Below are 25965 nucleotides of genomic sequence, written 5' to 3'. Positions count from 1 at the left end.
TTCTCAATAATAGTTATCACATGGCTTTTCGCGCCGAAACCGAGCAGAGAGGAAAAGCATTTTCCTCTCTGCTCGGTTTCGGCGCGAGCCGCTGAGTGATCACCGCGCATGAAAAACCGAAATTTTCTCGTTCTGCTGTAAGCGCCAAAAACTGAACAGGGTATTCGGTTTGATACCCGAAAATACCTCTTACCCTGTTCAAACCCGCAGTTAAAAGCTAAAATAAGCGATGTGTGAAATTTATTTCATGATTTTAATGGCTTTTTTAAAAGCATAACCTGAGGTTTTAGTTATGGAAACGTTGCCAAGTTGTCCAACTTGTAAATCTGAATTTACCTGGCAGGACGGCGAAATGCTTAACTGCCCTGAATGTGGGCATGTCTGGTCTCTGGCCGGTGATGCTGCGGGTGATGACGATGCGCTGAAGGTTGTCGATGCGAACGGGAATCTGCTGGCGGACGGTGATTCCGTCACGGTAATCAAAGACCTGAAAGTGAAAGGCAGCTCTTCCATGCTGAAGATCGGCACTAAAGTGAAAGGCATCCGTCTGGTCGAAGGCGACCACAATATTGACTGCAAAATTGACGGTTTTGGACAGATGAAGCTCAAATCTGAGTTCGTTAAGAAAAACTAATCTCAAATTCTGTTGCCTGCCCGCATTCAGCGGTTTTGCCATATCGACAGAACCGCTGTCTGAACATACACTCAATGTAAAATCTCTTTAACATTCAGCAGAGAAGATTACATGGAACAGGCTCAGGAATATTTTAACGCTCTCAATCGCGACTACCTCAAAGTGCATCAGGACAAAGAAAATTTGTTCTGGCAAAACTATATGGGCACCGGTGATGAAAACGTCTCCGGAGCTTTCTCCGCTGCCGAAACCGCTTACAAACGTTTTATTGCCGAACCTTCCCGCCCTGCGCAATTACGCGATCAGATCGCCAGCCTTGAAAAAGAACATGCCAGCGAAGAGCGTGACGCTTTGCTTCACGGCCTGCGCGGCTGGCTGAGTTTCTTTGATTGCAACGTTATTGAAGATCCGAAAGCACAGGTGCTGCTCGATGAAATTATTCAGGCTGAATCTTCGCTGTTTGGTAAACGCAAGCAATACCGCATGACACATATCAACAGCAAAGGAGAGCGCGTGAATGCTTCCCTCGGCGAACTGTTGACTAATCAGGCGAACAACGAAAATGAAGCCTATCGCCGCAGTTCGCAAAACGCGTTACGTGAACTGGAAGAGTGGCTGCTTTATAACGGCTTGCCGGAGCTGATTGGCCTGCGCAACCGCTTTGCCCGCCAGCTCGGTTATCGCAACTATTTTGACTATAAAGTGAATAAGACCGAGCGGATGACGCCGGAACAATTGTTCGCCATTCTTGACCGTTTCGAAGAGCAGACCCGCGAAAGCAACACCCGCAGCCTGAACGAGCTGGTGGCTCGCGAAGGCGATGCTGCACTGTTACCGTGGAATATCCGTTTTGCCAGCGCCGGTGACGTCACCCGCCAGCTTGATCCTTATTTCCCGTTTGCCGATTCCCTGCGTCGGTGGATTGACAGCTTTAAGCGGCTGAACATTGGCTTTAATGGCGCAGACATGCAGCTGGATTTGCTGGTGCGCGAAGGTAAATACGAGAATGGCTTTATGCACGGGCCGGTGCCGCCGTTTTATGACAACGGCAAATGGGTCCCTGCGGTGATCAACTTCACCAGTCTGGCAAAACCGGATCAAATCGGCAGCGGCGCCAGCGGCCTGAATACGCTGTTCCACGAAGGCGGCCACGCGGCGCATTTCGCCAACATCCGCCAGAATGCACCGTGTTTTTCACAGGAATTCCCGCCAACGTCCATGGCATATGCTGAAACGCAGTCGATGTTCTGCGACAGCCTGCTGGAAGATGCCGACTGGCTGAAACGTTATGCGAAAAACACGGCTGGTGAACCGGTACCGGATGCACTGATCCACGCCAGTATTGAAGCCCGCCAGCCGATGCGTTCTTTCAATGAGCGCCACATTCTTCTGGTCCCGTATTTCGAATGGCAACTGTACCAGTGGCCGGATGAGAAGCGCACGCCGGAAGCCATGATTGCGCTGGCGCGTGATGTTGAAACCCATATTCTGGGTGTCACCGGTAGCCCGCGTCCGACGCTGGCAATCCCGCATCTTCTGTCCATGGAATCTGCCTGCTCTTATCAGGGATATCTGCTGGCAATGATGGCAGTCGAGCAAACACGTGCGTTCTTCCTCAAACGGGACGGTTATCTTACCGATAATCCGGCCATTGGCCCTGATCTGGCGAAACATTACTGGACACCGGGAAACAGCGTTACCCACGATGACACCCTGCGCAGCCTGACCGGCGAAGGTTTTAATCCGGCTTATCTGGCACAGGCGTGTAATCAGACGGTAGACGCCGCGTGGGAAGATGCGCAGCGCACGATTGAGGAGGCTGCTGCCCGTGAACAGCCAGAAGCGGATTTTGATCTCAACGTTCACATCCGTGTTGTAGATGGAAAGCGGGTTCTGGCGGACAGCGCCGACGGTGATGACGCGATGTGCCAGGATTTCGCGGATTTTGTGGATCAGAATTACGGTTCGAAATAATCCCGCTCTAACGTAAAAAAACCGCCATCCGGTGCTGAACCGGTGGCGGTTTTTTTTATAGCTTTAATCAGCAGTTATTTACGTGCGTCGGGGCGCGTGAGGTCGAAACGCAAATCTTCAGAAATACCGTAGTAAGCAGAAGGGCCACCGGCGCGCAGGACTGGTTCCGCCAGCGCGGTCTGATAAATACCGTCGGCAAGCAGATGTGGCGCGATATGCACAGCTACAACTTCACCGAGCACCAGCCAGGTATCAATTTTGCCGCCAGCGGCGGTTTCCAGCTGGATGCACTGCGTCAGCTTACATTCAAAGTTTACCGGGCTTTCCAGCACGCGATCTACCGCCACAATTTTGCCCGGCTGAGGCGTCAGGCCAGCAAACGCAAACTCGTCTTCGCCGCGTGCCAGCGTGGCTGAACTTTCATTCATTTTGACCGCCAGCGATCGCGTGGTCAGGTTCCAGACAAATTCACCGGTTTCGACGATATTCGCTACGCTGTCTTTCCAGCCGCTGCTGGCAAAACCAATGACCGGTGGCCGGTAATTAAAACAGTTGAAGAAACTGTAGGGCGCGAGATTGCGCTGCCCGGCGGCGCTGCGTGAGGAAATCCAACCGATCGGACGTGGTCCAACAATGGCATTCAAAGGGTCATGCGGCAGGCCATGGCCCTTTGCGGGTTCATAGTAATAACGATCATCAACGTTCATGATTTTCCTCAGATATATAATTCATTAAGGTTATGATTTGTACATTACCCGATCTCAGCGTGCCTTGAGCGTTTTTATGTGCCCGGATGCACCCGGCAGGCGGCGCAGCTTTGTGGTATCTTGTGCGCCATTGATGAATATCAAACGCCCCATCGCATGTTGTATGCGTCGCGCACACCTTTCGGAGAGTTAATCAGGTGGAAAAAAAGAAAGTCTTCCCTCAGGAAAAAAGCGGTCTTCACCCGCGAAATCGCCATCGCAGCCGCTATGATTTCCCGGCCCTGATTGCCAGCAGCCCGGAACTGGCTCCGTTTGTCAGTGAAAATAAATGGGGCGATTTGTCCGTTGATTTCGCCAATCCACAGGCGGTTAAAGCCCTGAACCGTGCCTTACTGCGTGACTGTTATCAGATAGAAAACTGGGATATTCCTGCAGATTATCTTTGCCCGCCGATCCCCGGACGCGCTGATTATGTTCATCATCTGGCTGATTTACTGGCGAGCAGCAATAACGGCACTATCCCGCAAGGCAAAGATATTTCTGTGCTGGACATTGGCGTGGGCGCCAACTGTATTTATCCGATTATCGGGTTGCGCGAATATGGCTGGCGCTTTACCGCCAGTGAAATTGATCCGGTTTCTATGGCGGCGGCCAAGAAAATTGTCGCGACCAATCCGCAACTGACGAATCAGGTGCGTTTCCGCTTGCAGGCAAAACCGCAGCGCATCCTGGATACCATTATCCGCCATGACGAGCGCTATGATGCGGTGCTGTGTAATCCACCATTCCATGCGTCTGCTGCCGATGCCGCATCAGGCAGCCAGCGTAAACGTCAGAATTTGGGGTTGGATCGCCGTGCAGGCCCGGCAGAGCTGAACTTTGGGGGGCAGCACAACGAACTGTGGTGTGAAGGGGGCGAAGAGGCATTTGTGGTTCGCATGGCACAAGAGAGCGCAGGCAAAGCACAGAACTGTTTCTGGTACACCGTGCTGGTGTCTAAAAAAACAACACTTCCGCTACTGTATGACGCGCTCAACGAAGAGGGTGTAACGGATATCCGCACCATTGAAATGACGCAGGGCAATAAAATCAGCCGCTTCGTCGCCTGGACATTCCTGACGCCATCGCAGCAAAAAAGTTGGGCTATCAAACGTTGGTCAGTCTGATTACGATGTAAATTGCTTTATTCCAGCCGCTTCAGCTGATGGTGTTGCGGCTGGAAAAAATAGTCCGACATCCTCTTTCTTTTTTAGTGGATTAAATTATGCTTAATTTACTATAAGAAAGTTGATTAATTATCAGAGTAATGATTTTGCTGGTGATTTTATTTTTCATCGCATGATGTTTGACTATGTTCGTACCTGCCTGAATCCCACCCAGGGGCCAGACTAATACTCGCGGATTATTAGTAATGTGACTAATGACCCGCGGAAATTAGCACGTGTTTGTTTTTTAAATTAATTGCGATCGCGCATTAATTCACGTTATCAGCCACAGGGTGCTTGTCCTATGCAATTATTTTCTCATCAATTTAGTACAGCATGGCGTGATAAATTCGCTGCTATTCAGCAAACGGTTCCGATGATTGCCTTCACGCCTGAAGGTGTGGTGCTTGAGGTCAATGATCTGTTTCTTAATAGTATGGGTTACAGCAGGGATGAGGTTATCGGCCAGCCTCACCGGATTTTTTGTACCCCGGAGTTTGTCGCCAGCGATGCGTATCGTCTGCACTGGGAAGGTTTACGCCAGGGAAAGTCCGTTAGCGGAAATATTAAGCGTGTACAGAAAGGAGGAAACTTAATCTGGCTGGAAGCAACTTATATTCCTGTAAAAAATAAATTGGGCAAAGTCACTGAAATAATTAAAATTGCCAGTGATGTCTCCGAAAGAATTAACGAATCGCACGAACACCAGGGTATTTTTCAGGCTCTCGACCGTTCTATGGCACTGATTACCTTCACCCCCGAAGGTCATGTGATTTCTGCGAACAATAACTTCCTGAAAGTCATGGGTTATTCCCTGCAACAAATTAAAGGCCACGCTCACGCGATGTTCTGTACGCCTCAATATCGTGATTCTCATGACTACCGTAATCACTGGCAGCGCCTGCGCAATGGTGAATTTATTCTGGGGCGTTTTGAACGCATGAATGGCAGGGGGGAGGTTATCTGGCTGGAGGCGAGCTATAACCCGGTGCTTGATGACGATGGCAAAGTGGTCAAAATTGTCAAAATAGCCCAGGACATCACCAGCCAGATGGCTCAGCAGCGCCAGCAGGAAAGTATGATGACGCATGTGCATGAGCTTTCCCTCACGACCGATAAAACTGCTGCGGAAGGCGTCACTATTGTTCAGAGAGCGGTCGAAGATATGCAGGAGGTGGAAGCGCTGGCACGGCGGACCTCTGACATTATCGGCCAGCTTGGTCAGACTTCTGAACGCATCGGCGAAATGGTGGATACCATCCGGCGTATATCGTCGCAGACTAATTTACTGGCGATCAACGCCACTATCGAAGCCGCGCATGCCGGTGAACAGGGAAGGGGGTTTGCGGTGGTTGCAGGTGAAGTCCGTTCGCTGGCCGATCAGTCCCGTAAAGCTGCCGTAGAGATTGATCAGCTGACACAAAGTATCCGTGACGGCGTTATGGCTGCGATTGATGGTATGGGCAACTGTGTCAACCGCGCGGGTGGCGGGGTTACACTGAGCCGTAATGCGGGGGATGTGATTAATCAGGTCAACCTGGGAATGCAGGATCTGGTCCGGATGATGGCGGAGTTTTCAGTGATTGCCGGGGGACACGGGCAAACGAGACATTAACTGAGAACCGCTGTTATAAGCGACTTTTAAGGGCGTGATGCCATTAAAAGTCGCCATTTTGCAGCGGCCCTCTGCAAATTAAGAAACGTGTTGCAGGAATTCCCGCAGACGCTCACTCGGTGGATTATTGACCAGATCCGCCGGTTTGCCGTCTTCTGCGATACGGCCTTTGTCGATGAAGATTAGCCGTGATGCCACTTTCTCAGCGAAGCCCACTTCATGGGTTACGATGACCATCGTCATCCCTTCTTCTGCCAGCTGCTTCATCACCGTCAATACTTCATGACGTAATTCCGGATCCAGCGCGGAAGTTGGCTCATCAAACAGCATCAGCTTAGGTTTCACCGCCAGCGCACGGGCGATGGCTACGCGTTGCTGCTGACCGCCGGAAAGTTCCGAAGGGTAGTGGTTGGCACGTTCAGAAAGGCCGACTTTCGCCAGCAATTCTTTCGCCAGTTTGTTGGCTTCTTCCTTCGACGCACCGCGAACGCGGATCGGGCCGAAAGCCACATTTTCCAACGCTGTCATGTGCGGGAACAGATAGAACTGCTGGAACACCATACCGGCTTCCTGGCGGATCAGACGTTCATCGACTTTCGGGTCATTCACTTTCAGACCATCAACAATCAGATCGCCAGAGGTGATTTCTTCCAGCTTGTTGATGCAACGCAGCAAAGTGGATTTACCTGAGCCTGACGGCCCGATAATGACCACAACTTCACCCTGAGAAATGTTCAGACTGATGTCGTGGAGCACCTGGGTTTTACCAAAGTGTTTTGAGACGTTCTTGAATTCAATCATATAATTTTCAGTTTGCGTTCTAAGCGGCGCAGAACAAAGCTCAGAGCCAGCGTGATGATCAGATAGATAACAGCAACCGCACTCCAGATTTCCATAGCGCGGAAGTTGCCGGCGATGATTTCCTGGCCCTGACGGGTCAGCTCAGCCACACCGATGACGATAAACAGCGAGGTATCTTTGATACTCACAATCCACTGGTTACCAAGCGGTGGCAGCATGCGGCGCAACGCCAGCGGCATGATGATATAACGCAGGGTTGCACGGCGCGACAGCCCCAGCGCCAGACCGGCTTCACGGAAACCATTATGGATGGACAACACGGCGCCACGCGTAATTTCAGCGATATAAGCACCCGAGTTGATCATGATCGTTACCACCGCCGCGCTGAAGGGATCGATACGCAGATCCTGCACCATCATCGGCAGTGCGAAGTAAATAAACATTACCTGTACGACAATAGGCGTACCGCGAATGAGCTCGATAAATACCAGTGCGATGTTGCTGCTAAACCAGCCACCGAACGCGCGGGCAAAACCCGCAACCACACCAATAATCAGACCACCAACCAGACCGAGGACCGAAATCCACAATGTCATCTTGGCACCTTCGAGCAGGATAGGCAGAGCGGGCCAAATTACGCTCCAGTCAAACTGCATGCATTATCTCCTGGTAAAACAACAAACTGCGCCTGTCTGGACATCGTCCGGCAGGCGCTTCTTATCAAGTCAGATTTCTTTAAAGAATATTTCTGAAAAAGGAACGACTTAAATAAACAACGACTTATTTAGGTTCAGAATCAAACCATTTTTTGTAGATTGCCGCGTAAGTACCATTCTCTTTGATGGTTTTCAGCGCCGCGTTAGCTTTTTCACGCAGGTCGCTGCCTTGCGGGAAGGCGATACCGTATTGCTGGCCCGCCAGTGAATCACCGACGGCTTTGAACTGGCCTTTACCGGCAGTTTTGATGAAGTACAGGATATTTGGCGTGTCGTGCATTACGGCATCAGCACGGCCAGTGCCCAGTTCCATGTAAGCGCTGTCGATGTTCGGGAACTGGCGCAGATCTTTGGTCTGTACGTTGGCTTTCATGTAGTCAACGGAGCTGGTGCCGCTTTTAACTGCAACCACTTTACCTTTCAGATCATTAACACTTTTGATGGCGTCGTTGTTGCTCTTAACCATCACCATCAGACCGCTGTTGTAGTAGCCGTCAGAGAAGTCGATCGCTTTTTTACGTTCAGGGGTGATGGTGATCCCCGCCAGTGCCAGATCGATATTGTGAGTTTGCAGAGCCGGGATGATGCCACCGAAATCCATTGGTTTCAGTTCATAAGAGACTTTCATCTCTTTGGCGACCGCGTCCCACAGGTCAATGTCGAAGCCGACGTACTTGTCGCCTTGTTTGAATTCAAACGGTACAAACGCAGTGTCGGTAGCTACGATCAGTTTTTTTTCTGCTGCGTGGGAGCTAACGGCAAAGGCCAGAGTTAACGCGGCCAGGGAAACTTTTAAGAGTGACTTCATCAGTGAATTTCCTTTGTACATATTATGGGAACGACCTTATATTACGGCGCTTTAATGCAAAATTCATGCCAAAACTTATGTATATTAAAATTCAATGGCTTATCGACGTGCTGAACCGTTTAAGTGGTAACGAAATGATGTTATGCACCATAATGTCGCATGGCGGTATATTACAGTGCTCACTGATGGTGCATTACTTCATCATTAACCATATGCTGTATTTTAAACAATCATTAATTAACAAATGCGCCACGTAAATGATAGCTACCTCTAACTTTAGTGACGCATGAGTAAAACGAGTGCTCAATTTTGAAGCAATTGTGAAGAGGGGGAAACCCCTGTTTACTGCGGAGATGACTTTTTATGAACCATTGTGGTGCAATCATGCATAAGGATAAGTTCTATCGTAGCTGGCTATCTTTACTGCCACGTCGATTATAACCGGCGTGGTCCTGTTGTTTTTGGTCCCGCCCGGTCTGGCAGTTCACGCAATATTGCACGCCTTTCAGTGCCATGCGGCGAGCTTCCGGGATCGGTTCTCCACATTCCCGGCAAAAATGGTCACTTTCGCCATGTCCCAGCGACTGACGTGCACGGTCAACCGCGTCATTGATTGTCGAATCAATCTGATCCTGAACTGCGCCATCTTGCGCCCATCCGCTTGCCATAGTGACCTCCGGAAAAGTAAAAACGGGCTGGCAATTATTGCCAACCCGCTTCGTATCAATCACTCCGATTCCCGCAGAAACTCATGCGGTGCCGGACCCTGATTATTCGATATTAGATTCGATAAACCACAGGAATTTATCCAGATCGCGGGATGCCGCAGTGAAAATATCCGCAGTATCTTCATCTTCCACTTCGCTGATGGCTTTGCGGGTGTCGTTTGCCACAACGGCATAACGTTCTGCCAGCGCTTTCAGGTGTTCCTGTACAGTGTGGATGTTGGTCGGATAGCTTTTAAGTGGGGTTTTATCGTTAACAACCTGCACGGTGCCCAGTGCCACGCCGCCTAACTGAACAACACGTTCTGCAATGGTGTCCTGATGGTCGATGATGGCGGTCCGGAACCCATCCAGCATTTCATGCACAGCGATAAAGTTTGCGCCACGCATATTCCAGTGAGCCTGTTTGGTGATCAGTGACAAATCAATATATTCCGTCACCAGATGGTTCAGCACCTTAATAGTATTGATTTTGACATTTTCATCTAAATCATTACGTGTATAAATAAGTTCAGAAGATTTCGTTTTGACCAGTTTAGCGGTACCCATATTCATATCTCCTTGTTTCGTTAAATTAAATTGCTAATTAATGTCATTCATCAATGCATTCAGTATAGCAATAAATTGCAGCTTTGCAGGGCAGCGACTCCTATCGTTCTGATAGCGTACGTCTTAAAGATCTCACTGCCACCACGCCTCCAAGTTATCACATTGATTTATAAGGTCGATAGGGCTCATTCTGAATTTGTTATTCGATTGTGTTTATGAAATGTAGCCATAGTGATAATAATTTTCATTACAGCGGTTGGAATATTATTAAATGTAAAATGAAGTGTGGGAATATATTCTTCGCGTAGGGTTGTTCCGGGTTGGAAATATTAATGAGCAAGGCCGTATATTAAGAGTCTTCTATTAAAAAAGCGGCAGGAAAAATCCCGCCACTTTTTCACTTTTTGCGCGACTTATAACGCCAGCGCACCGCTATACAGTACTGCACCGGTAGGCTGTCCGGTTGGTGAGCCACCACGAGGCTCGAGGCTTATTGCCAGCGTATAACCCGGATCCGGCATCTTCGCCGCAAGCGCTAACTGTGTCGGCTGTTGCGTATTCAGCAGGCCCAGCGACCGCGGTTTACCGCCAGGGGGTATCGCCCAAAGTTCTAAGCTGCGGTCAGATGCGACATTTTGTGCATTAAGCGGCGTCAGCATCAGGCTTCGCGTACTCATGTCTGCACTGACGACCCATTGTCCGTTTGGCGCACCTGCACTGCTGGCCAAAATCGCCACCGGCGTAGGTGTCGCTGGCTGCACCAAAAGGCGTGGGATCAGCAGTAATGCGGCAAGCCCGGCAGCCAGCGCCCAGCCGATGTAAGCCCTGACGGGTTTCCGGGCGGGTGGCGTGAATTTAGCGGGCTGAAGTGCCAGGCTGTGCTGAATGCGTTTCCACACCGAAGAAGGCGGGAGCACCGGAACAATCTGATTGTCCAGCTGTGTGAACGCTTCCTGCCAGCGGGCAACTTCTGCCGCCAGTTCAGGGTCGTTGTGCATTTTCTGCTCGAACTGAATTCGGGCTGCGCCGCGTAAAGTGCCGAGCGCATATTCAGCCGCGAGGGCAGCATGATAATGGCTTCTGCTTTTCATAGTCCGACGCAGCTCTTTAAGTGATCCAGGGCGCGACGTATCCAGCTCTTAATCGTCCCCAGCGGTTGTTGTAAATGCGATGAAACCTCACCGTGAGATAAGCCCTGATAATAGGCAAGGATCAGGCTTTGTCTTTGTTCTGCAGGGAGATGGGCGAGGCAGTTCGCCAGGATTTTGGCATCGCTGTCTTGCTGCAACCGTTGCAGGGGGTCATCACTGTCTTCGGTGAAACCGTCGGCAATATTGTCATCTAGCTCATCCAATTGGTTGTCGCTCCCGCGCATCCAGTCGATAGCGCGGTTGCGGACAATGTGTGTGAGCCAGGTCATCGGAGAACTGAGGGCGGGGTTATAACACGCCGCCCGGTTCCACGCGGTGATGTAGCTGTCGTGCAATACTTCCTCTGCCCAGGCGTGCCGGCGCAACATACGCAACGCAACGGCAAACAACCTGGATGAGGTCAGACGGTATAACTGTTCAAACGCCTGACGATCGCCGGCTGCCATGGCGCTCATCAGTTCTCGCTGGATTTCCAGCGCTTTCTCTGGTGTTGGCTTAACTAAAAAATTGTCATGCATTCGCCCGTCCTGACTTACTGAGGTGCTGTTTCATAAAGAAATCATGCCCTCAGTATAGTCGGTTTTATTTTGGCATCAGGACGGTATCAATGACGTCGATCACACCGTTCTTCTGCTGGACGTCATAAGTGCTGATATTCGCGATATTGCCTTTGCCATCTTTCAACTGAATGTTATGCGGGCCATTATTCATGATCCACAGCGGCTGGCCGTTAACGGTTTTCAATTCAGCCGTACCGTTGCCTTTTTTCAGCAATTTTTCCAGGTCTTTCATTTCATATTTACCGGCAACCACGTGGTAAGTCAGGATGCTGGTCAGTGTGGCTTTGTTTTCTGGTTTCACCAGGCTGTCGACGGTTCCTGCTGGCAATTTAGCGAACGCCGCATTGGTCGGGGCGAAGACGGTGAACGGGCCTTTGCTTTGCAAGGTATCGACCAGACCGGCCGCTTTAACCGCGGCAACCAGCGTCGTGTGGTCTTTCGAATTCAGGGCGTTTTCTACAATATTTTTAGACGGGTACATTTCAGCACCACCGACCATGGTGGTTTGTTCAGACATCATTGCAGCCATTGACGCAGTGCTCAGCAGAATTGAAGCGCAGATAGCGGTACGGAGTAATGTTTTCATGATGGTGTCCTTTGTTTATTGAGTAGGTAAGGTCTTGCCTCACATCTATACATACGAACGGACACCCGCTTTTGGATGCAGGAAAAGATGAAAAAAAGTGAAATTATTGAAAGTTATTTTCAATGCATTGATTAAAAAGAAAAAAGCCATGATTTTATTTCATGGCTGTTATGCGATTTCAATCCGAATTTACTTTCCTGAAGGATTATTGCCCGCAACATCGACTGTTTCGATCTTCGTTTTGCGCTGAAGCGTCAGCGTCGACCCTGCGGATGCTGCAATAATCGCCGCCAGCCCGAGCCATTGTGAGCGGTTCAGAAACTCACCAAGGAAGATAATCCCTGAAAGGGCCGCCATCGCCGGTTCCATACTCATCAGCGTGCCGAAAGTTTTTGCCGGGAGTTTGGTCAGTGCCATCATTTCCAGCGAATAAGGGATCGCTGACGTGAGCAGGGCGATCAACAGCCCCAGCGGTAAAATTTCCCAACTGAAAATTGAGGTATGTGCCTGCGCCACGCCAATGGGGAAGAAAATCAGCGCCGCGACCAGCGAACCCATCGCCGCTGTACCCGGACCGTAGCTGCTTCCGGCGCGTTGCCCGGCAAGAATATAGACTGCCCAACAGGCACCGGCGGTTAATGCGAAACACGCGCCTTTCAAATCAACACCACCGACGCTTTGCCCGAGCGGCAGCAGGAACAACAACCCGGCGACGGCCAGCACCACCCAGACGAAGTCTACGGGACGGCGTGAAGAGAACATCGCAACGGCAAGCGGCCCGGTGAATTCGAGCGCCACAGCAATACCCAGAGGAACGGTGCGTATCGCCAGGTAAAAGGTGTAATTCATACATCCCAGCGCCAGGCCATACATCAGCAGTGCACGCAGATTACCGCCGCGCATCTTCAAACGCCAAGGCCGAAAATAGAGCAGCAGCAGAATGGATCCGATCCCCAGACGTAATGCAGTCACGCCTTGCGGGCCTACTATCGGGAAAAGAGATTTAGCCAGTGATGCCCCCCCTTGAAGCGAAAGCATCGCAATCAGCAGCAGCAGGATCGCCATCAGAGGAGAGGTTTTTTTCGGTAATGCCACAACCGGTGGGCTGTTGTTATGCGCAGTGGCCTGCTGAGCTTTCTGCAGATCCTGCGGCTGGTTTGGTCCTGACTGTGTCATCCATAGCGCCTTTTGCGATAATCCTGATAATCGGAAATTTTCAGATTTATAGTTTTGAAAAGAAAGGTAAAGAGCCGTCAGTGTAGTGGGAAATCAGGGGAGAAAAAATCCTCGAAAAAATTATTTTTCAAAACACTTTTCGCCAAAAAACGCTGAAAACTGTTGTTTTTTTGTCCATATTTTTAGGAATTATCTGCTAATCCCAAAAAGTTCAATAAGTTTATCTTATAGTTTGTGTGACTAAAATCTCAATTAAATTAATGGGATAGATAGCACTGGAAACTTCCTGTTACACCATATGATGCTTTGGACATCTTAATTGAGGCAGAGTTTCACACTGGTTTTTGGTATATTTTCCAACGTGAAGGTTACTTTGGTTTCTCATTTGAGGTGGTTATGATGAAAAAAATCGCATGTCTTTCCGCATTAGCTTGCGTAGTTGCACTGGGCGTTTCTTCTAGCGCATTCGCAGGTACAAGCACTGTTACCGCTGGTTATGCACAGGGCGACGCACAAGGCGTTGTTAACAAAGCAAACGGCTTCAACCTGAAATACCGCTACGAGCAAGATAACAACCCACTGGGCGTTATCGGTTCTTTCACCTACATTCAGGATGACAGCAACCCAACTTCCGGTGACTACCGTAAAGCTCAGTACTACGGCATCACTGCTGGTCCTGCTTACCGCATCAACGACTGGGTTTCTGCTTACGGCGTAATCGGTCTGGGCTACGGTAAATTCCAGTACAACGAAAACGTAGCTTCTGCTGCTAACCGTGAAAAATCAGATACCAGCGATTACGGTTTCTCTTACGGTGCTGGTCTGCAGTTCAACCCAATCCAGAACGTTGCTCTGGATGTATCCTACGAACAGTCCCGCATCCGCAGTGTTGATGTTGGCACCTGGATCGCAGGCGTGGGTTACAGCTTCTAATTCTTCGCTCTGTGTAACGCTTGCCGTTACCCTGTCGCGAAAACAAAAACCGCTCGAAAGAGCGGTTTTTTTATATCTGTTATCCGGCAAAGTGTTCGTACCCGGCAGCAATCAAATCCCGCTATACCAGTTATAACCCTGATCTTCCCAGTAGCCGCCCGGATTGTTATTGGTGACGAAAATCGCGCCGATATGTTTGGCGTTCTTGAAGCCTAACTTGGTGGGCATTCTCAGCCGCAGCGGGTATCCGAAATCCGGAGGCAGCGGTTTGCCGCCAAAATCCAGTGCCAGAATGGTTTGCGGATGCAGTGCGGTGGCCATATCGATGCTCGAGTAATAGCGGTCATCGCATTTAAACCCGACATAATTAGCTGTCAGATCGGCTCCGACGTGCTGAAGAAATGTTTTAAGCGGTACGCCTTTCCACTGCCCGATGGCGCTCCAGCCTTCAATACAAATCAGCCGGGTGATCTGACTTTCCTGCGGCAGGCGTTGCAGCTGTTCCAGCGTCCACGAGGCTTTCTTTTGCACCAGCCCGGACACTTCCAGCCGGTAATTCGGGATGTCGATTTCCGGCACATTGTATTCGGGGTAATACGCGTTGAAGCGAAACGGCGTCGTAATCTGGTCGGCGCGGTAAGTTTGCGCCAGCTTTTGCCCGCCGAATAACCAGCCCTGAACGCGGTCATTCCAGCGCGACATCGCCCACAGCACTTTGTCGACTTCATCGCCGTCCTGCAAATTACAGCCGGTCAGCATGGAAACGGCACCGAGTGTTAATCCTGAGCGCAGCAGTAAACGGCGCTGGATATTCACCAGTTGCTTGCGCTGATCGGGCTCCAGAATGATTTTTGGCCGTTGTGATTTTTCACTCATCGGCGCTTTCCTCTTTATTCATTGCCTTGCCGCCGGTAATCATCGCCACAAATGTTTTCGGCACCAGCAGCACCATCAGGACATGAATGACCACAAACAGCATCACGCCACTCATAGCAAAAAAGTGCACATAACGGGCAATATCGAACCCGCCGAACAGCCACACCAGCCCGCTGAACTGCACCGGTTTCCAGATGGATAAACCGGATAGCACCAGCAGAAGCCCCAGCAACAGAACGCCGCTGTACATCAGTTTTTGCACGGCGTTGTACTGGCCGAGTTTATGGGGCAGATGGAAGGTCAGGGCGCGAACGGTATCGCGCCAGACTGTGCGGGGTGAAAACGGGAAAAAGTCCCGTTTAAAATGGCCGCTGAAAATGCCCCACAGCAGATAAAACACTGCGTTAGCCGCCAGCAGCCACATCACGGCGAGATGCCAGGCGATGTTGCCGCCCAGCCAGCCGCCGAGCGTGGTGTTTTGCGGGAACGTAAAGGTGAACAGGGGATCCGCGTTATAAATCCCCCAGCCGCTCATCACCATGCCAATCATTGCCAGAAGATTAATCCAGTGGCTGAGACGCACCGGCCAGGAATGGATCCTGCGTTTTAGAACTGAAGAGGGCTGAGGTTTCACGGTAAATCTCCTGTTAAACAGCCTGATTACATCGGTGGCGCGATGCCGTCTTTACCGGCCGCGATGCCGCGGGCAACCAGGTTCCCTTTGTCATCTTTCAGCGCAAACAGAACGATTTTTGTGCCTGGTTTCAGCAGGCTGCGGTCACCCGGTGCCAGCAGAACAACCGGTACATCATCAGGCACGACAACGGTTTTCTCCGCATCGTGATATTTCACGGTGAGCGTGCGGCCATTGCTGTTCACCAGCTTGCCGACGGTACCGTTGGTCATGGTATTGATTTTTCCGTCAGCGGATTCAAACGGGTTGAAGCCTTCGCCGCTGCCGCGCAGGCTTGGTGCGAAGACGTGAACCTCCAGTGCTTTCAGCGTACCGTCGGCCTGCGGAACGGCGGCTGTACCGATAAAGCTGTCGGCTTTAATATCGCTGATCTGGCCTTTGGTGACGGCGTTGATTTTGGTCTGGTCGGTCAGCTTTACGTCGAGCTTTTCACCCTGACGGGTAGTAATTTGTACGGATGAGTCATTAACTGAATCAATGGTTCCACGTGTTGGTTTGATCACATTATCGGCGGCAAAAGCGGATGTCATTCCGCTGCACATCAGCAGGGAACCGAGTAACAGACCTGCAAGGCGTGTGGTGGCTTTCATGGCTAACTCTCCAGTTTCTTTTGTTATTTCATTCTGTTAAATGAATCACTGAACCTTTCAGTGATGAATGACCTCTCTAAGAGTGGACGATAAACTGGGATCGGTTGGTGACAAATCGATGACAAAATTGTCATCAAAGGTGTCTGATGAAACTGATAAACTTCCTCTGAATCATTCTTTGGGAGAATGGTCTTGCGGCGCTGAGGGCCTGAATGCGGATACTGGTGATAGAAGATGATGTCAGCACCGGCGACTACCTGAAAAAGGGGCTGACGGAGGCGGGGTACAGCGTGGATCTGGCACGTAACGGCGCGGATGGCCTGTTTCTGGCGCTGGAGGAGAGCTATGACACCGTAATCCTCGACGTCATGCTGCCGGGCCTGGATGGCTGGCAGGTGATGGAAGTCCTGCGCAAAAAGAGCGATGTTCCGGTGCTGTTTCTGACCGCCCGCGATGAGGTTCAGGATCGTATTCACGGGCTGGAACTGGGTGCGGATGATTATCTGATAAAGCCTTTCTCTTTCACTGAACTGGTTCTGCGCATCCGCACTCTGTTACGTCGCCCTGCAGCCCGTGAGCCTGATGTTTATTCGGTTGCTGACCTGAATCTGGACGTGCTGAGACGTCGTGTGACCCGGCAGGATCAAACCATTGCACTGACCAATAAAGAATTCATGTTGTTGCAACTGCTGATGCGCCGGGAGGGCGAAGTGCTGTCACGGACCATGATCGCCTCACAGGTGTGGGATATGAATTTCGACAGCGACACAAACGTTGTGGATGTCGCGATCAAAAGGTTGCGCGGCAAAGTTGACCGCACCTTTGATGTGAAGCTAATCCACACCGTACGCGGCATCGGTTATGTATGCGAAGTGCGCAATGACTGAATCCCGGCAACCTGAAATGCCAAAACGTGCGATGTCACTGACATTGCGTGCCACATTATTGTTTGCGCTGATTGCCTCGCTGGTGATCAGCGCGGTCGGTTTTTATCTCTATTATTCGATGAATAAAGAGCTGGTGCGCCGTGCAGATTATCAGGTCAGCGGGCGTGTTCAGTATTTTCGCCATCTGCTGGCGAATGAATTCCCCTTGTCTCAGCTGAGCCGCAACCCTGGCCTGTTTGAAAATATGCTGGGCAATGAGCGCGATATTCTGGTTTTTCGCCTGGCAGATCAGAAACCGCTGATTAACGTCAACCCATCACGCCTGAGTTTGCCGCCGGTTGCGCCGGTGCCTGAAGGGGAGCCGCTGACGCTCAAAACAGTGCATTCCCTGACTGCGCCGGATGGCACACCGGTGCGCTTCGCCCGTGCGGCAGTGAAAATACAGGACGGACGGCTCGTCGAAATTACCTCCGGCCATTTCATGACCGAAGAATCGCGCCTGTTAGAAACATTTCGCTGGGAAATTATTGCGGCGGTGCTGTTTGCCTATGTGCTGATTGCTGTGCTGGGCTACATGGTGATTCGCCGCGGGCTGCGGCCGCTGCGCAACATGGCGCAGGAGGCCACACAAATTCATCCGTCCAGCCTGTCAACCCGGCTCAGCACGGAAAATGCACCTCAGGAATTGCAGCTGTTAATCCATTCTTTCAACGACATGCTGGAAAGACTTTCAGAAGGTTATCAGCGTCTGACGCAGTTCTCCGCCGATCTGGCCCATGAAATCCGCACGCCGGTGGGCGCACTGATGGGGCATTGCCAGGTGGCGTTGTATCAGCCACGCTCGGTGGAAGAGTATGAAACGCTGCTGGCAAACAATATGGAAGAGCTGGAACGTATTTCCCGCATGGTGGAAAACATCCTGTTTCTTGCCCGTGCTTCTGATGCGCGTTCGGTACTGACGATTACCAGCATTGATGTATCGTCCGAAATTACCCGTATACAAGAATATTTCGAAGGGTTGGCTGATGAACGCGAGATGACGCTGCGGGGAGAAGGTGAGGGTGTTCTCTTTGCTGATGCAATGCTGTTTCAGCGTGCGCTCAGTAATCTGGTGGCAAATGCTGTGCGCTATGGTCGTGAAGGCAGCGCTATCGTATTGCGCGCAGAGCCTGACGCAAAAGGGATGAATATCCATGTGATCAGCCAGGGAACCCCCATTTTGCCGGAGAAACTGAGCAAGCTTTTCGATCGCTTTTACCGGGCCGACGCATCGCGCAGCGAAGGGGGCAGTTCGAGCGGCCTGGGATTATCCATCGTTCAGGCCATCATGGCGCTGCATCAGGGAAGTGTTCGGGTAACCAGTTCTGCGCAAGGTGAGACAATATTTACGTTGTCGTTCCCGGGCCAAATATCAGAAAAGGATCACAAGCTTTCTTAATAATTCCTCAACGGCTCCGAAAAAATTCAGAAAATTTTAAAGAAATGACATTTTTTACTTATTGATAAGTAAGGGTTTCGTTAATTTAGTTACATTATCACAATGGCAGAAGCCTTTAGAGTTGAACAAAAATGCTCGTCCCGGGGTCTGAATAAGCCAAAGGAGTGGGTTCCATCCTCCGGTTCGAACGGTCAGTACGACGTAAACAGACTCACAAAAGAGCCATTTATTACTAATGCATAAAATACGTTCACTTTCGCTGCAGAGCATTTCTGTTTTCATTGCGCTTTATCTTGGGATTTTGTTAAACCTTCCGATTTTTTTCCGTCGTTATCACCAGTTGCATTATGACAATGCGCTGTCGGTCGTGGTTGAGATGGTGGCGTGCTTTGCCCTGGTTTACTTCCTTTGTATGCTCCTCTCTTATACCGGCAAAACGGTTTTTCGTGTGCTGATGAGCGCCATTGTGATTTCCTCGGCGGCAGCCAGTTATTACATGATTCTGTTCAACGTCGATATCGGCTACGGGATTTTGGCGGCGGCATTAGCATCAGATTCTATTGATTTGTCGAAAGAATCTGTCGGTACGCATTTTATGGCGTGGACGGTGTTGGTGAGTTTACTTCCGGTCCTGCTGTTGTGGCTAAGTAAGATGCCCGGTGCTGCACTGACGCAAACTACGTTTAAAAAAATGGCGGTGAAAACCAGCCTGTTGGTGCTCTCCGGTCTGCTTTGCTACATGCCGCTTCGCCTGATGGGAAAAGTGCAGGACAGCCACGACAAAGTGAACAACCGCACGACGGCAAGTTATGGCGGAGTGGTCGCCGGCACTTACTCCCCGTCTAACTGGCTTTCTGCCCTGGGTCTGTTTTCCTATAGCAGCTACAGCAAGGCGGAAGACAACAAAAACCTTTACGATCCCGCCAGGCATTTCACCTATAACGCACCGGCTGATGCCAAAGATATGTATGTGATCTTTATCATTGGCGAGAGTGCGCGCCGTGACCATATGGGCGTGTATGGCTATGAGCGCGATAACACACCCAATCTCGATAAAGAGAAAAATCTCGTCGCTTTGCAGGGGTATTCGTGCGACACCGCCACCAAGCTTTCCCTGCGCTGTATGTTTGTGCGCGAGGGCGGGGCATCTGAAGCGCCACAGCGCACCCTGAAAGAGGCCAACGTCTTTTCTGTGCTGAAAAGCAATGGCTGGAGTTCGGAGCTTTACTCCATGCAAAGTGAAGCCTGGTTCTATAATAAAACCCGGGCTGATGATTATTCCTTGCGCGAAAGTATCGCGTCAGAAAAACGCAATGCAGGTAAGCCGGTGGATGACATGCTGCTGGTGGACGAAATGAAAGATTCGATGGCGAATCATCCTGAGGGTAAGCATCTGATTATTCTGCATACCAAAGGCTCCCATTACCTGTATTCAGAACGTTATCCGCGCTCATTTGCCAAATATCAGCCGGAATGTATGGGTATTGATGATTCTTGTTCTACCGAAGAAATGATCAACGCCTACGATAACTCGCTGTTGTACACAGATTATTTCCTTTCGCAGGTATTCGACCAATTGCGGGATAAGAATGCGATTGTGTTCTATGCCTCCGATCATGGTGAATCGATTTCCAAAAGCATGCATTTCCACGGTACGCCGCGTGATCATGCGCCAATTGAGCAACGCACTGTGCCGATCATGGTCTGGGCTTCTGATAAATTCCTGTCTAACGATCAGAACAGGGCCAGTTTCGAGCAGTTGCAAAAAATGGCGGCTGAGAAGAAGCCGGCTTTCCATGAAAAGCTGTATGACACTATCCTGGGTTGTATCGGTTATACCTCACCAAATGGTGGGATCGTCGAGCAGCATAACTGGTGCCATGTGCCTGCTCAGGCTGAGGCCGCGAAGTAACACCGCTAAAACCGCCGCCTTTTTCTGATGAATGAAAAAGGCGGCGACATCCTCCCTGTTTTTAAGCCACAATCGGTTAACAAAATTCCCGTCATACTTCACGTTGCATGTGCGTTGGCTACGCTTACTCACCCGAATCACTGACTTATGTCAGCTCATCGGGATTCCTCAGCTTGCCGCCTTCCTGCAATGCGAATTATCTAGGGTATTACTAATTGATTTCTCTTTATCAGGGCTGATAACCGATGCAAGCACTCCGAATTATCGTCTGCGTTCTGACGGTCATCATGACCTTACTGACGCTGCTTCCTCTTTCCAAAAATCAGCGCTGGTGGGTGCGTGTGTGGGATTTCCCGCGCCTGCAAATGGTTTCCCTTTGTCTGCTTTTTCTGCTGACTGAACTGCTGATTTTGCCGTTTGACGGCGTGCTGACCGGCATCGTGATTATCCTGACAGTTGCCTGCATGGCGTATCAGGGGTGGTGGATCCTGCCCTACACCCGTTTATATCGGGTACAGGTGAAGAAAACGGTGCCCAACGGCCATTCGCGTATCAAAATCATGAACAGCAATGTGCTCACTACCAACCGGGAGAGCGCGCAGTTACTCAGTCAGATTCAGGAACATAAACCGGACATCATCGTGCTGCTGGAAACCGACCAGTGGTGGGAGGACCAGATGACCCCGCTGGAGGCCGATTACCCGCACAGCCTGCGCTGCCCGCTGGACAACCTCTACGGTATGCACGTCTATTCGCGTTTGCCGATGCACGGCGAGCAGATTCAGTTTCTGGTGGCGAAAGATATTCCTTCCATGCATTTTCGCGCAGAACTGCCGTCGGGCGAACAGGTGGTGCTTCACTGTCTGCACCCGAGGCCGCCAAGCCCGACCGAAGCGGATGAATCAACCGCCCGTGATGGCGAGCTGATCGCCGTCGGGCATACCGCCGCGAAAGCGCATTTCCCGACCATCGTGACCGGTGACCTGAATGACGTGGCGTGGTCACGCACCACCCGGTTATTTATGAAAATCAGCGGATTGCTCGATCCGCGTCGTGGCCGGGGTATGTACAATACTTTTCACGCCAGCTATCCGTTTTTGCGCTGGCCGCTGGATCATGTTTTCCACAGCAAAGACTTCACGCTGATTGATCTGAAACGGCTGGATTTCATGGGCTCCGATCACTTCCCGATCCTGGTCGAACTTGCGCTGACGCCTTGTCAGGGGAAAGATCAGGAACCGCTGGAAATCGAAAGCGACGATCTGGAAGAAGCCAGGGAAAAATTGGAACTGGCGGGTGTAAAACTTACGGATATCTATCCGCACAATAAAAATCCTGCCAATAACAAATAATGTGAGGGCTTACGGGCTTAAACCATGACCACTGAACGTGACCGTTTGCCGCTGGCCGAAGACTTACGGGTTTTTCTGGCGGTGGTGAACAAGCAAAGCTTTGCTGCGGCGGCGACCGAACTCGGGCAGTCTCCGGCCTATGTCAGTAAGCGTATTCAGATCCTCGAAGAGTCCCTGAACGCCCGTTTGCTGCACCGTTCGACCCGTGGCGTTCGCCTGACTGAAGATGGCGAACGGGCGCAACGCTGGGCGCTGCAAATTCTCGACACGTTCGATCAGTTTATTGGTGATGTTTCAGATTCCCGCAGCGAGGTACGCGGCAACGTGCATATTTGCAGTTCGTTCGGTTTCGGACGCTGCCACGTTGCGCCCGCAGTTGCAGAACTTGCCGAACGTTATCCGCAGCTTAACCTGCGACTCGACCTGTTTGACCGGGTTGTTGATCTGGTCGCCGAAGGCATTGATCTCGAAATTCTGGTCGGCGATGACATTCCCGAACAACACATCGGTAAAAAACTCGCGCAGCATCAGCGTATTCTTTGCGCGTCTCCCCGGTATCTGGCCACGCACGGCGAACCCGGTTCGCCGGACGCCCTGACGCAACACCAGTGTCTGGTGCTCAGAGAACGTGACAACCCGTTTGGCATCTGGTCGCTGACCGGAGAAGGGCAGGAACAGCGCGTCCGGGTAAAAGGCGTGTTGTCATCTAACAGCGGCGAAGTGGTGTTGCAGTGGGCGCTGAAACACCACGGAATTATTTTGCGCTCTGAGTGGGACGTCCGGCCATACATCGACCGGGGCGAACTGGTGCAGGTTTTACCGCAGTTTTCCCAGCCCGCCAGCGTCTGGGCGGTCTATCCCACACGGCTGGCAGATTCTGCAAAACTGCGGGTTTGCGTTGAATTCCTGCATCAGCGCTTTAGCCAGTTACTGAAATAACGTTTTCACGCCAGCCACGGGTTACGCTGCAAATGCGCCTGCTGAAATTCACGGATTTCATCGCTGTATCGCAGCGTATTCCCCACCGCATCCAGCCCGTTGAGCAGGGACATTTTGCTGAGTTCGTCGATGTTGAAAGCGATCTCTTTACCGTCGTGTAAGCTTATGGTTTGTGCCGGTAAATCGACGGTAATTTTGTTGCTTTCCGCCTGCATAATCTGTTCAGCCAGCTGTGCCCATTGATCGGGTGTGAGCTGTACGGTGAGCACGCCGTTACGCTGGCAGTTGTCGAAAAAGATCCCCGCAAACGTGGTGCCGATCAGCGCCCGTATTCCCAGTTGTTTCAGCCCCCACACCGCATGTTCGCGGCTGGAGCCACAGCCAAAGTTCGGGCCGACCAGCAGAAATTTGGCCTCCTGCCATCCGGGCTGGTTGAGGATAAATGCCGGATCGGGTGAGCCGTCGGCCTGAAAGCGCAAATCAAAGAAAACGCCCTGGTCCAGACCGCTGCGGTCGATGCCTTTCAGAAACTGCTTCGGCATAATCACATCGGTATCGACGTTGGCCGCCGGGAAGGGCGCGGCTGCGCCGGTTAACACGGTAAATGCTTGCATGTTTTTCTCCTCACACTTCGCGAACATCGGTCAGATGGCCGCAAATTGCGGCGGCGGCAACCATCGCCGGGCTCATCAGATGGGTTCGCGCACCGGCACCCTGACGGCCTTCGAAATTACGGTTGGTGCTCGACGCACACCGGTCGCCCGGCGACAACACGTCGTCATTCATTGCCAGACACATTGAACAGCCGGACTGCCGCCATTCAAAACCGGCTTCAATAAAAATCTCCGCCAGCCCTTCGGCTTCGGCCTGCGCGCGCACCTGGCTTGAGCCGGGAACGATCATCGCCCGAACCTCTGACGCCACTTTTTTGCCACGCACAACGTCGGCGGCGGCGCGCAAATCTTCAATGCGCGCATTGGTGCAGGAGCCGATAAAGGCATGGCTGATACCGATGCTGTTAAGCGGTTGCCCGGCACGTAATCCCATATAGCTGAGTGCGCGTTGCAGGTCTTTGCGCCGTGCGGCATCAGGTTCAGACTCCGGATCGGGTACGTGTCCGCCAATCGCCAATGCCTGATCCGGGCTGGTTCCCCAGCTGACCATCGGGGCGATATCTGCGGCGCTCAGCTCAACTTCGCGGTCAAACACGGCGTCCGGGTCACTGCGCAGCGTACGCCAGACGTCGATGGCCTCCAGCCATTGCTGGCCTTTTGGCGCGCGGGGTTTGTCTTTCAGGTAAGCAAACACTTTGTCATCCGGTGCCATAAACGCTCCGCGCGCACCGGCTTCCACCGCCATATTGCAGATGGTCATGCGGCCTTCGACGCTCAGCATATCGATGCCCTGACCGCAGAACTCGATGGCATAACCCGTTGCTCCAGAAGCGCCGATTTTCGCCACCAGCGCCATTACCACGTCTTTGGCGGTAATGCCGTTGTGCAGCTCGCCATTTACCGTCACTCGCAGGGTTTTCAGGCGTTTGTAGACCAGCGTCTGGGTTGCCAGCAAATGTTCAATTTCTGATGTGCCGATACCAAAACCGAATGCGCCGAGCGCGCCATAGGTAGTGGTGTGGCTGTCACCGGCGGCAATCACCATGCCCGGCAAGATAAAGCCCTGCTCCGGCGCGACCACGTGTTCAATGCCCTGGCGGGAATCAAGAATATCAAACAGCTCAATACCAAATTCTGCGCAGTTCTCGGCCAGATACGAAACCTGCCGCGCGCCACCGGCGTCCGGCATCTGGCGTGTGCGCAAAGGCGCAGTCGGATTGACGTGATCGACCACTGCCAGTGATGTTTCCGGTCGCCAGACGCGACGGCCCGCGTCGCGCAAACCGCTGAAGGCCTGCGGGCTGGTGTATTCGTTAATTACCTGCCGGTCGATGTACAGCAACACGTGCCCTTTGTCGTCCAGCGTGCGGACGGTGTGGCTGTCGATGTGCTTTTCATACAGCGTTTTTGGCTTCATTTCATTGCCCTGATGAACGTAATGGATAATGCCAGCGTCGCAAAATTACCCGTTCCCGGGCAACGGCCTGAGTGTGGTGTCTCAAAACACAGATCGTGAAGCGGCAATCTTCATTTGTGACCTTGTTGCTGAAAAGCCAGCGACTAAGATGGGTAAAAAAGGAGAACACCCATGTTTGAACATTTTACCCAAGGCCGTATGCAGGTCAGCGGAACGGAGATCGCTTACCGGATCGCCGGGCAGGGCGAGCCTCTGCTGTTACTGCACGGACACCCGCAAACACAGGCTATCTGGCATAAAGTCGCGCCGTTTCTGACGTCTCAGTTCACCGTCGTTCTGGCCGATTTGCGTGGCTATGGCGACAGCGGCAAACCCGAACCCGATGCGGAACATCTGCGCTACAGCAAACGCGAAATGGCGCGAGACCAGCAGGAGTTAATGGCCGCCCTCGGCTTCAGCCGGTTCAGCGTTATTGCCCATGACCGGGGTGCCCGCGTGGCGCACCGGCTGGCGCTGGATCATCCACAGGCCGTTAAACGCCTGGTGCTGATGGATATCGCGCCGACGCTTTCTATGTATCAGCAAACCAATGAAGCTTTTGCCCGTGCTTACTGGCACTGGTTTTTCCTGATCCGCCCGGCGCCGCTGCCGGAAACGCTGATCACCGCCGATCCGGATCAGTATCTGCGCAGCGTCATGGGCAGCCGCAGCGGCGGTATGCAGCCTTTCACCGACGAAGCTTACGCAGATTATTTGCGCTGTCTCCAACAAAATGGAACGGCGCGCGGGATTTGCGAGGACTACCGGGCGTCGGCAAGTATCGACCTGCAACACGACAAAGAAGATCTGGATGCAGCCCGCAAACTGAGTTGTCCGTTGCTGGTGCTTTGGGGCGCGAAAGGCACGGTCGGTCAATGTTTTGCGCCGCTGGAAGAGTGGCGCAAAGTTGCGGAAGACGTGCAGGGGGAAGCGCTGCCTTGCGGCCATTATATTGCCGAAGAACAACCGGAACTGCTGCTGGAGAAGGTGTTACCTTTTTTGCGATAAAAGCCATGCTAAGCTGACAAACATTAAACTGAAGTCAGTTTTGCGGGATGTCCTGGAAA

At 51.8% G+C, this 25965-nt stretch carries 26 protein-coding genes; 11 read left to right on the top strand and 15 right to left on the bottom strand.

Annotated features, from left to right (window positions below):
- Positions 1-292 precede the first annotated feature (292 nt).
- Positions 293-634, top strand: coding sequence for a zinc ribbon domain-containing protein YjdM (locus CWS43_RS06090; RefSeq protein WP_101076028.1), 342 nt, complete (start codon positions 293-295; stop codon positions 632-634).
- Between the two features lie 111 nt (positions 635-745).
- Positions 746-2608: a M3 family metallopeptidase gene (locus tag CWS43_RS06085; RefSeq protein ID WP_101076027.1), complete on the top strand. Its 1863-nt coding sequence runs from the start codon at positions 746-748 to the stop codon at positions 2606-2608.
- Between the two features lie 74 nt (positions 2609-2682).
- Here CWS43_RS06085 and CWS43_RS06080 read toward each other — a convergent pair whose 3' ends face one another.
- Positions 2683-3315 carry a flavin reductase family protein gene (locus CWS43_RS06080; protein ID WP_101076026.1) on the bottom strand — a complete coding sequence of 211 codons (633 nt, stop codon included), beginning with the start codon at positions 3313-3315 and terminating at the stop codon, positions 2683-2685.
- Positions 3316-3512: 197 nt separating this feature from the next.
- On the opposite strand from CWS43_RS06080, the gene rlmF reads away from it, so the two are divergent.
- Together rlmF and CWS43_RS06070 are read left to right on the top strand one after the other, a co-directional pair.
- On the top strand, positions 3513-4481 hold the full coding sequence (rlmF, locus tag CWS43_RS06075) for a 23S rRNA (adenine(1618)-N(6))-methyltransferase RlmF (RefSeq protein WP_101076025.1): 969 nt from the start codon (positions 3513-3515) through the stop codon (positions 4479-4481).
- Positions 4482-4824: 343 nt separating this feature from the next.
- Complete coding sequence (locus CWS43_RS06070) at positions 4825-6135, top strand: PAS domain-containing methyl-accepting chemotaxis protein (RefSeq protein WP_101076024.1); 1311 nt, start codon at positions 4825-4827, stop codon at positions 6133-6135.
- Between the two features lie 78 nt (positions 6136-6213).
- Here the strand turns inward: CWS43_RS06070 and glnQ are convergent, their stop codons facing one another.
- The 9 genes from glnQ to rhtA all read right to left on the bottom strand — a co-directional run bounded on the left by glnQ (position 6214) and on the right by rhtA (position 13207).
- A complete protein-coding gene (gene glnQ, locus CWS43_RS06065) occupies positions 6214-6936 on the bottom strand; it encodes a glutamine ABC transporter ATP-binding protein GlnQ (protein WP_101076023.1) in 723 nt (240 codons plus the stop codon).
- Complete coding sequence (gene glnP / locus CWS43_RS06060) at positions 6933-7592, bottom strand: glutamine ABC transporter permease GlnP (protein WP_101076022.1); 660 nt, start codon at positions 7590-7592, stop codon at positions 6933-6935. The genes glnQ and glnP overlap by 4 nt, the downstream gene beginning before the upstream one ends.
- Before the next feature lie 124 nt (positions 7593-7716).
- Entirely contained in the window at positions 7717-8460 is a 744-nt protein-coding gene (gene glnH / locus CWS43_RS06055; RefSeq protein ID WP_101076021.1) for a glutamine ABC transporter substrate-binding protein GlnH, read from the bottom strand.
- 401 nt (positions 8461-8861) lie between these two features.
- Entirely contained in the window at positions 8862-9128 is a 267-nt protein-coding gene (locus tag CWS43_RS06045; protein ID WP_101076019.1) for a DksA/TraR family C4-type zinc finger protein, read from the bottom strand.
- Between the two features lie 102 nt (positions 9129-9230).
- Positions 9231-9734 (bottom strand): DNA starvation/stationary phase protection protein Dps, encoded by a 504-nt coding sequence (dps, locus tag CWS43_RS06040; RefSeq protein WP_101076018.1) that lies wholly within the window; start codon positions 9732-9734, stop codon positions 9231-9233.
- 413 nt (positions 9735-10147) lie between these two features.
- A complete protein-coding gene (locus CWS43_RS06035; protein WP_101076017.1) occupies positions 10148-10825 on the bottom strand; it encodes an anti-sigma factor domain-containing protein in 678 nt (225 codons plus the stop codon).
- Positions 10822-11403 carry a sigma-70 family RNA polymerase sigma factor gene (locus tag CWS43_RS06030; RefSeq protein ID WP_101076016.1) on the bottom strand — a complete coding sequence of 194 codons (582 nt, stop codon included), beginning with the start codon at positions 11401-11403 and terminating at the stop codon, positions 10822-10824. Before CWS43_RS06030 ends, CWS43_RS06035 begins: the two co-directional genes overlap by 4 nt.
- 64 nt (positions 11404-11467) lie before the next feature.
- Positions 11468-12031 (bottom strand): fasciclin domain-containing protein, encoded by a 564-nt coding sequence (locus CWS43_RS06025; protein WP_101076015.1) that lies wholly within the window; start codon positions 12029-12031, stop codon positions 11468-11470.
- A gap of 189 nt (positions 12032-12220) precedes the next feature.
- A complete protein-coding gene (rhtA, locus tag CWS43_RS06020; protein ID WP_101076014.1) occupies positions 12221-13207 on the bottom strand; it encodes a threonine/homoserine exporter RhtA in 987 nt (328 codons plus the stop codon).
- Positions 13208-13606: 399 nt separating this feature from the next.
- Between rhtA and ompX the strand changes: the two genes are divergently transcribed.
- Positions 13607-14140 (top strand): outer membrane protein OmpX, encoded by a 534-nt coding sequence (gene ompX / locus CWS43_RS06015; protein WP_101076460.1) that lies wholly within the window; start codon positions 13607-13609, stop codon positions 14138-14140.
- A 111-nt stretch (positions 14141-14251) separates the two neighbouring features.
- Here the strand turns inward: ompX and CWS43_RS06010 are convergent, their stop codons facing one another.
- Genes CWS43_RS06010 through CWS43_RS06000 form a run of 3 tightly spaced genes read right to left on the bottom strand, consistent with a single transcriptional unit; the run spans position 14252 to position 16300 of the window.
- Positions 14252-15016 carry a molybdopterin-dependent oxidoreductase gene (locus tag CWS43_RS06010; RefSeq protein ID WP_101076013.1) on the bottom strand — a complete coding sequence of 255 codons (765 nt, stop codon included), beginning with the start codon at positions 15014-15016 and terminating at the stop codon, positions 14252-14254.
- Positions 15009-15650 (bottom strand): cytochrome b/b6 domain-containing protein, encoded by a 642-nt coding sequence (locus CWS43_RS06005; RefSeq protein ID WP_101076012.1) that lies wholly within the window; start codon positions 15648-15650, stop codon positions 15009-15011. Before CWS43_RS06005 ends, CWS43_RS06010 begins: the two co-directional genes overlap by 8 nt.
- 26 nt (positions 15651-15676) lie before the next feature.
- Positions 15677-16300 (bottom strand): hypothetical protein, encoded by a 624-nt coding sequence (locus tag CWS43_RS06000; protein WP_101076011.1) that lies wholly within the window; start codon positions 16298-16300, stop codon positions 15677-15679.
- 212 nt (positions 16301-16512) lie between these two features.
- Between CWS43_RS06000 and CWS43_RS05995 the strand changes: the two genes are divergently transcribed.
- The 5 genes from CWS43_RS05995 to CWS43_RS05975 all read left to right on the top strand — a co-directional run bounded on the left by CWS43_RS05995 (position 16513) and on the right by CWS43_RS05975 (position 22828).
- A complete protein-coding gene (locus tag CWS43_RS05995; protein WP_101076010.1) occupies positions 16513-17187 on the top strand; it encodes a heavy metal response regulator transcription factor in 675 nt (224 codons plus the stop codon).
- On the top strand, positions 17180-18625 hold the full coding sequence (locus CWS43_RS05990; RefSeq protein WP_101076009.1) for a heavy metal sensor histidine kinase: 1446 nt from the start codon (positions 17180-17182) through the stop codon (positions 18623-18625). The genes CWS43_RS05995 and CWS43_RS05990 overlap by 8 nt, the downstream gene beginning before the upstream one ends.
- 235 nt (positions 18626-18860) lie before the next feature.
- Entirely contained in the window at positions 18861-20537 is a 1677-nt protein-coding gene (gene eptB, locus CWS43_RS05985) for a kdo(2)-lipid A phosphoethanolamine 7''-transferase (protein WP_101076008.1), read from the top strand.
- Positions 20538-20782: 245 nt separating this feature from the next.
- Positions 20783-21889 carry an endonuclease/exonuclease/phosphatase family protein gene (locus CWS43_RS05980; RefSeq protein WP_101076007.1) on the top strand — a complete coding sequence of 369 codons (1107 nt, stop codon included), beginning with the start codon at positions 20783-20785 and terminating at the stop codon, positions 21887-21889.
- Between the two features lie 24 nt (positions 21890-21913).
- A complete protein-coding gene (locus CWS43_RS05975) occupies positions 21914-22828 on the top strand; it encodes a LysR substrate-binding domain-containing protein (protein WP_101076006.1) in 915 nt (304 codons plus the stop codon).
- Between the two features lie 5 nt (positions 22829-22833).
- Here the strand turns inward: CWS43_RS05975 and leuD are convergent, their stop codons facing one another.
- Both leuD and leuC read right to left on the bottom strand, forming a co-directional pair.
- Positions 22834-23442: a 3-isopropylmalate dehydratase small subunit gene (gene leuD, locus CWS43_RS05970; RefSeq protein WP_101076005.1), complete on the bottom strand. Its 609-nt coding sequence runs from the start codon at positions 23440-23442 to the stop codon at positions 22834-22836.
- Positions 23443-23452: 10 nt separating this feature from the next.
- A complete protein-coding gene (leuC, locus tag CWS43_RS05965; protein ID WP_101076004.1) occupies positions 23453-24859 on the bottom strand; it encodes a 3-isopropylmalate dehydratase large subunit in 1407 nt (468 codons plus the stop codon).
- A gap of 171 nt (positions 24860-25030) precedes the next feature.
- On the opposite strand from leuC, the gene CWS43_RS05960 reads away from it, so the two are divergent.
- On the top strand, positions 25031-25906 hold the full coding sequence (locus tag CWS43_RS05960; protein WP_101076003.1) for an alpha/beta fold hydrolase: 876 nt from the start codon (positions 25031-25033) through the stop codon (positions 25904-25906).
- Positions 25907-25965 lie beyond the last annotated feature (59 nt).

It is taken from the genome of Rahnella sp. AA (genome assembly GCF_002834385.1).
Lineage (GTDB): Bacteria > Pseudomonadota > Gammaproteobacteria > Enterobacterales > Enterobacteriaceae > Rahnella.
The sequence above is the reverse complement of the archived record's forward strand: the minus strand, read 5'-3'. Positions and strand labels throughout refer to the sequence as shown.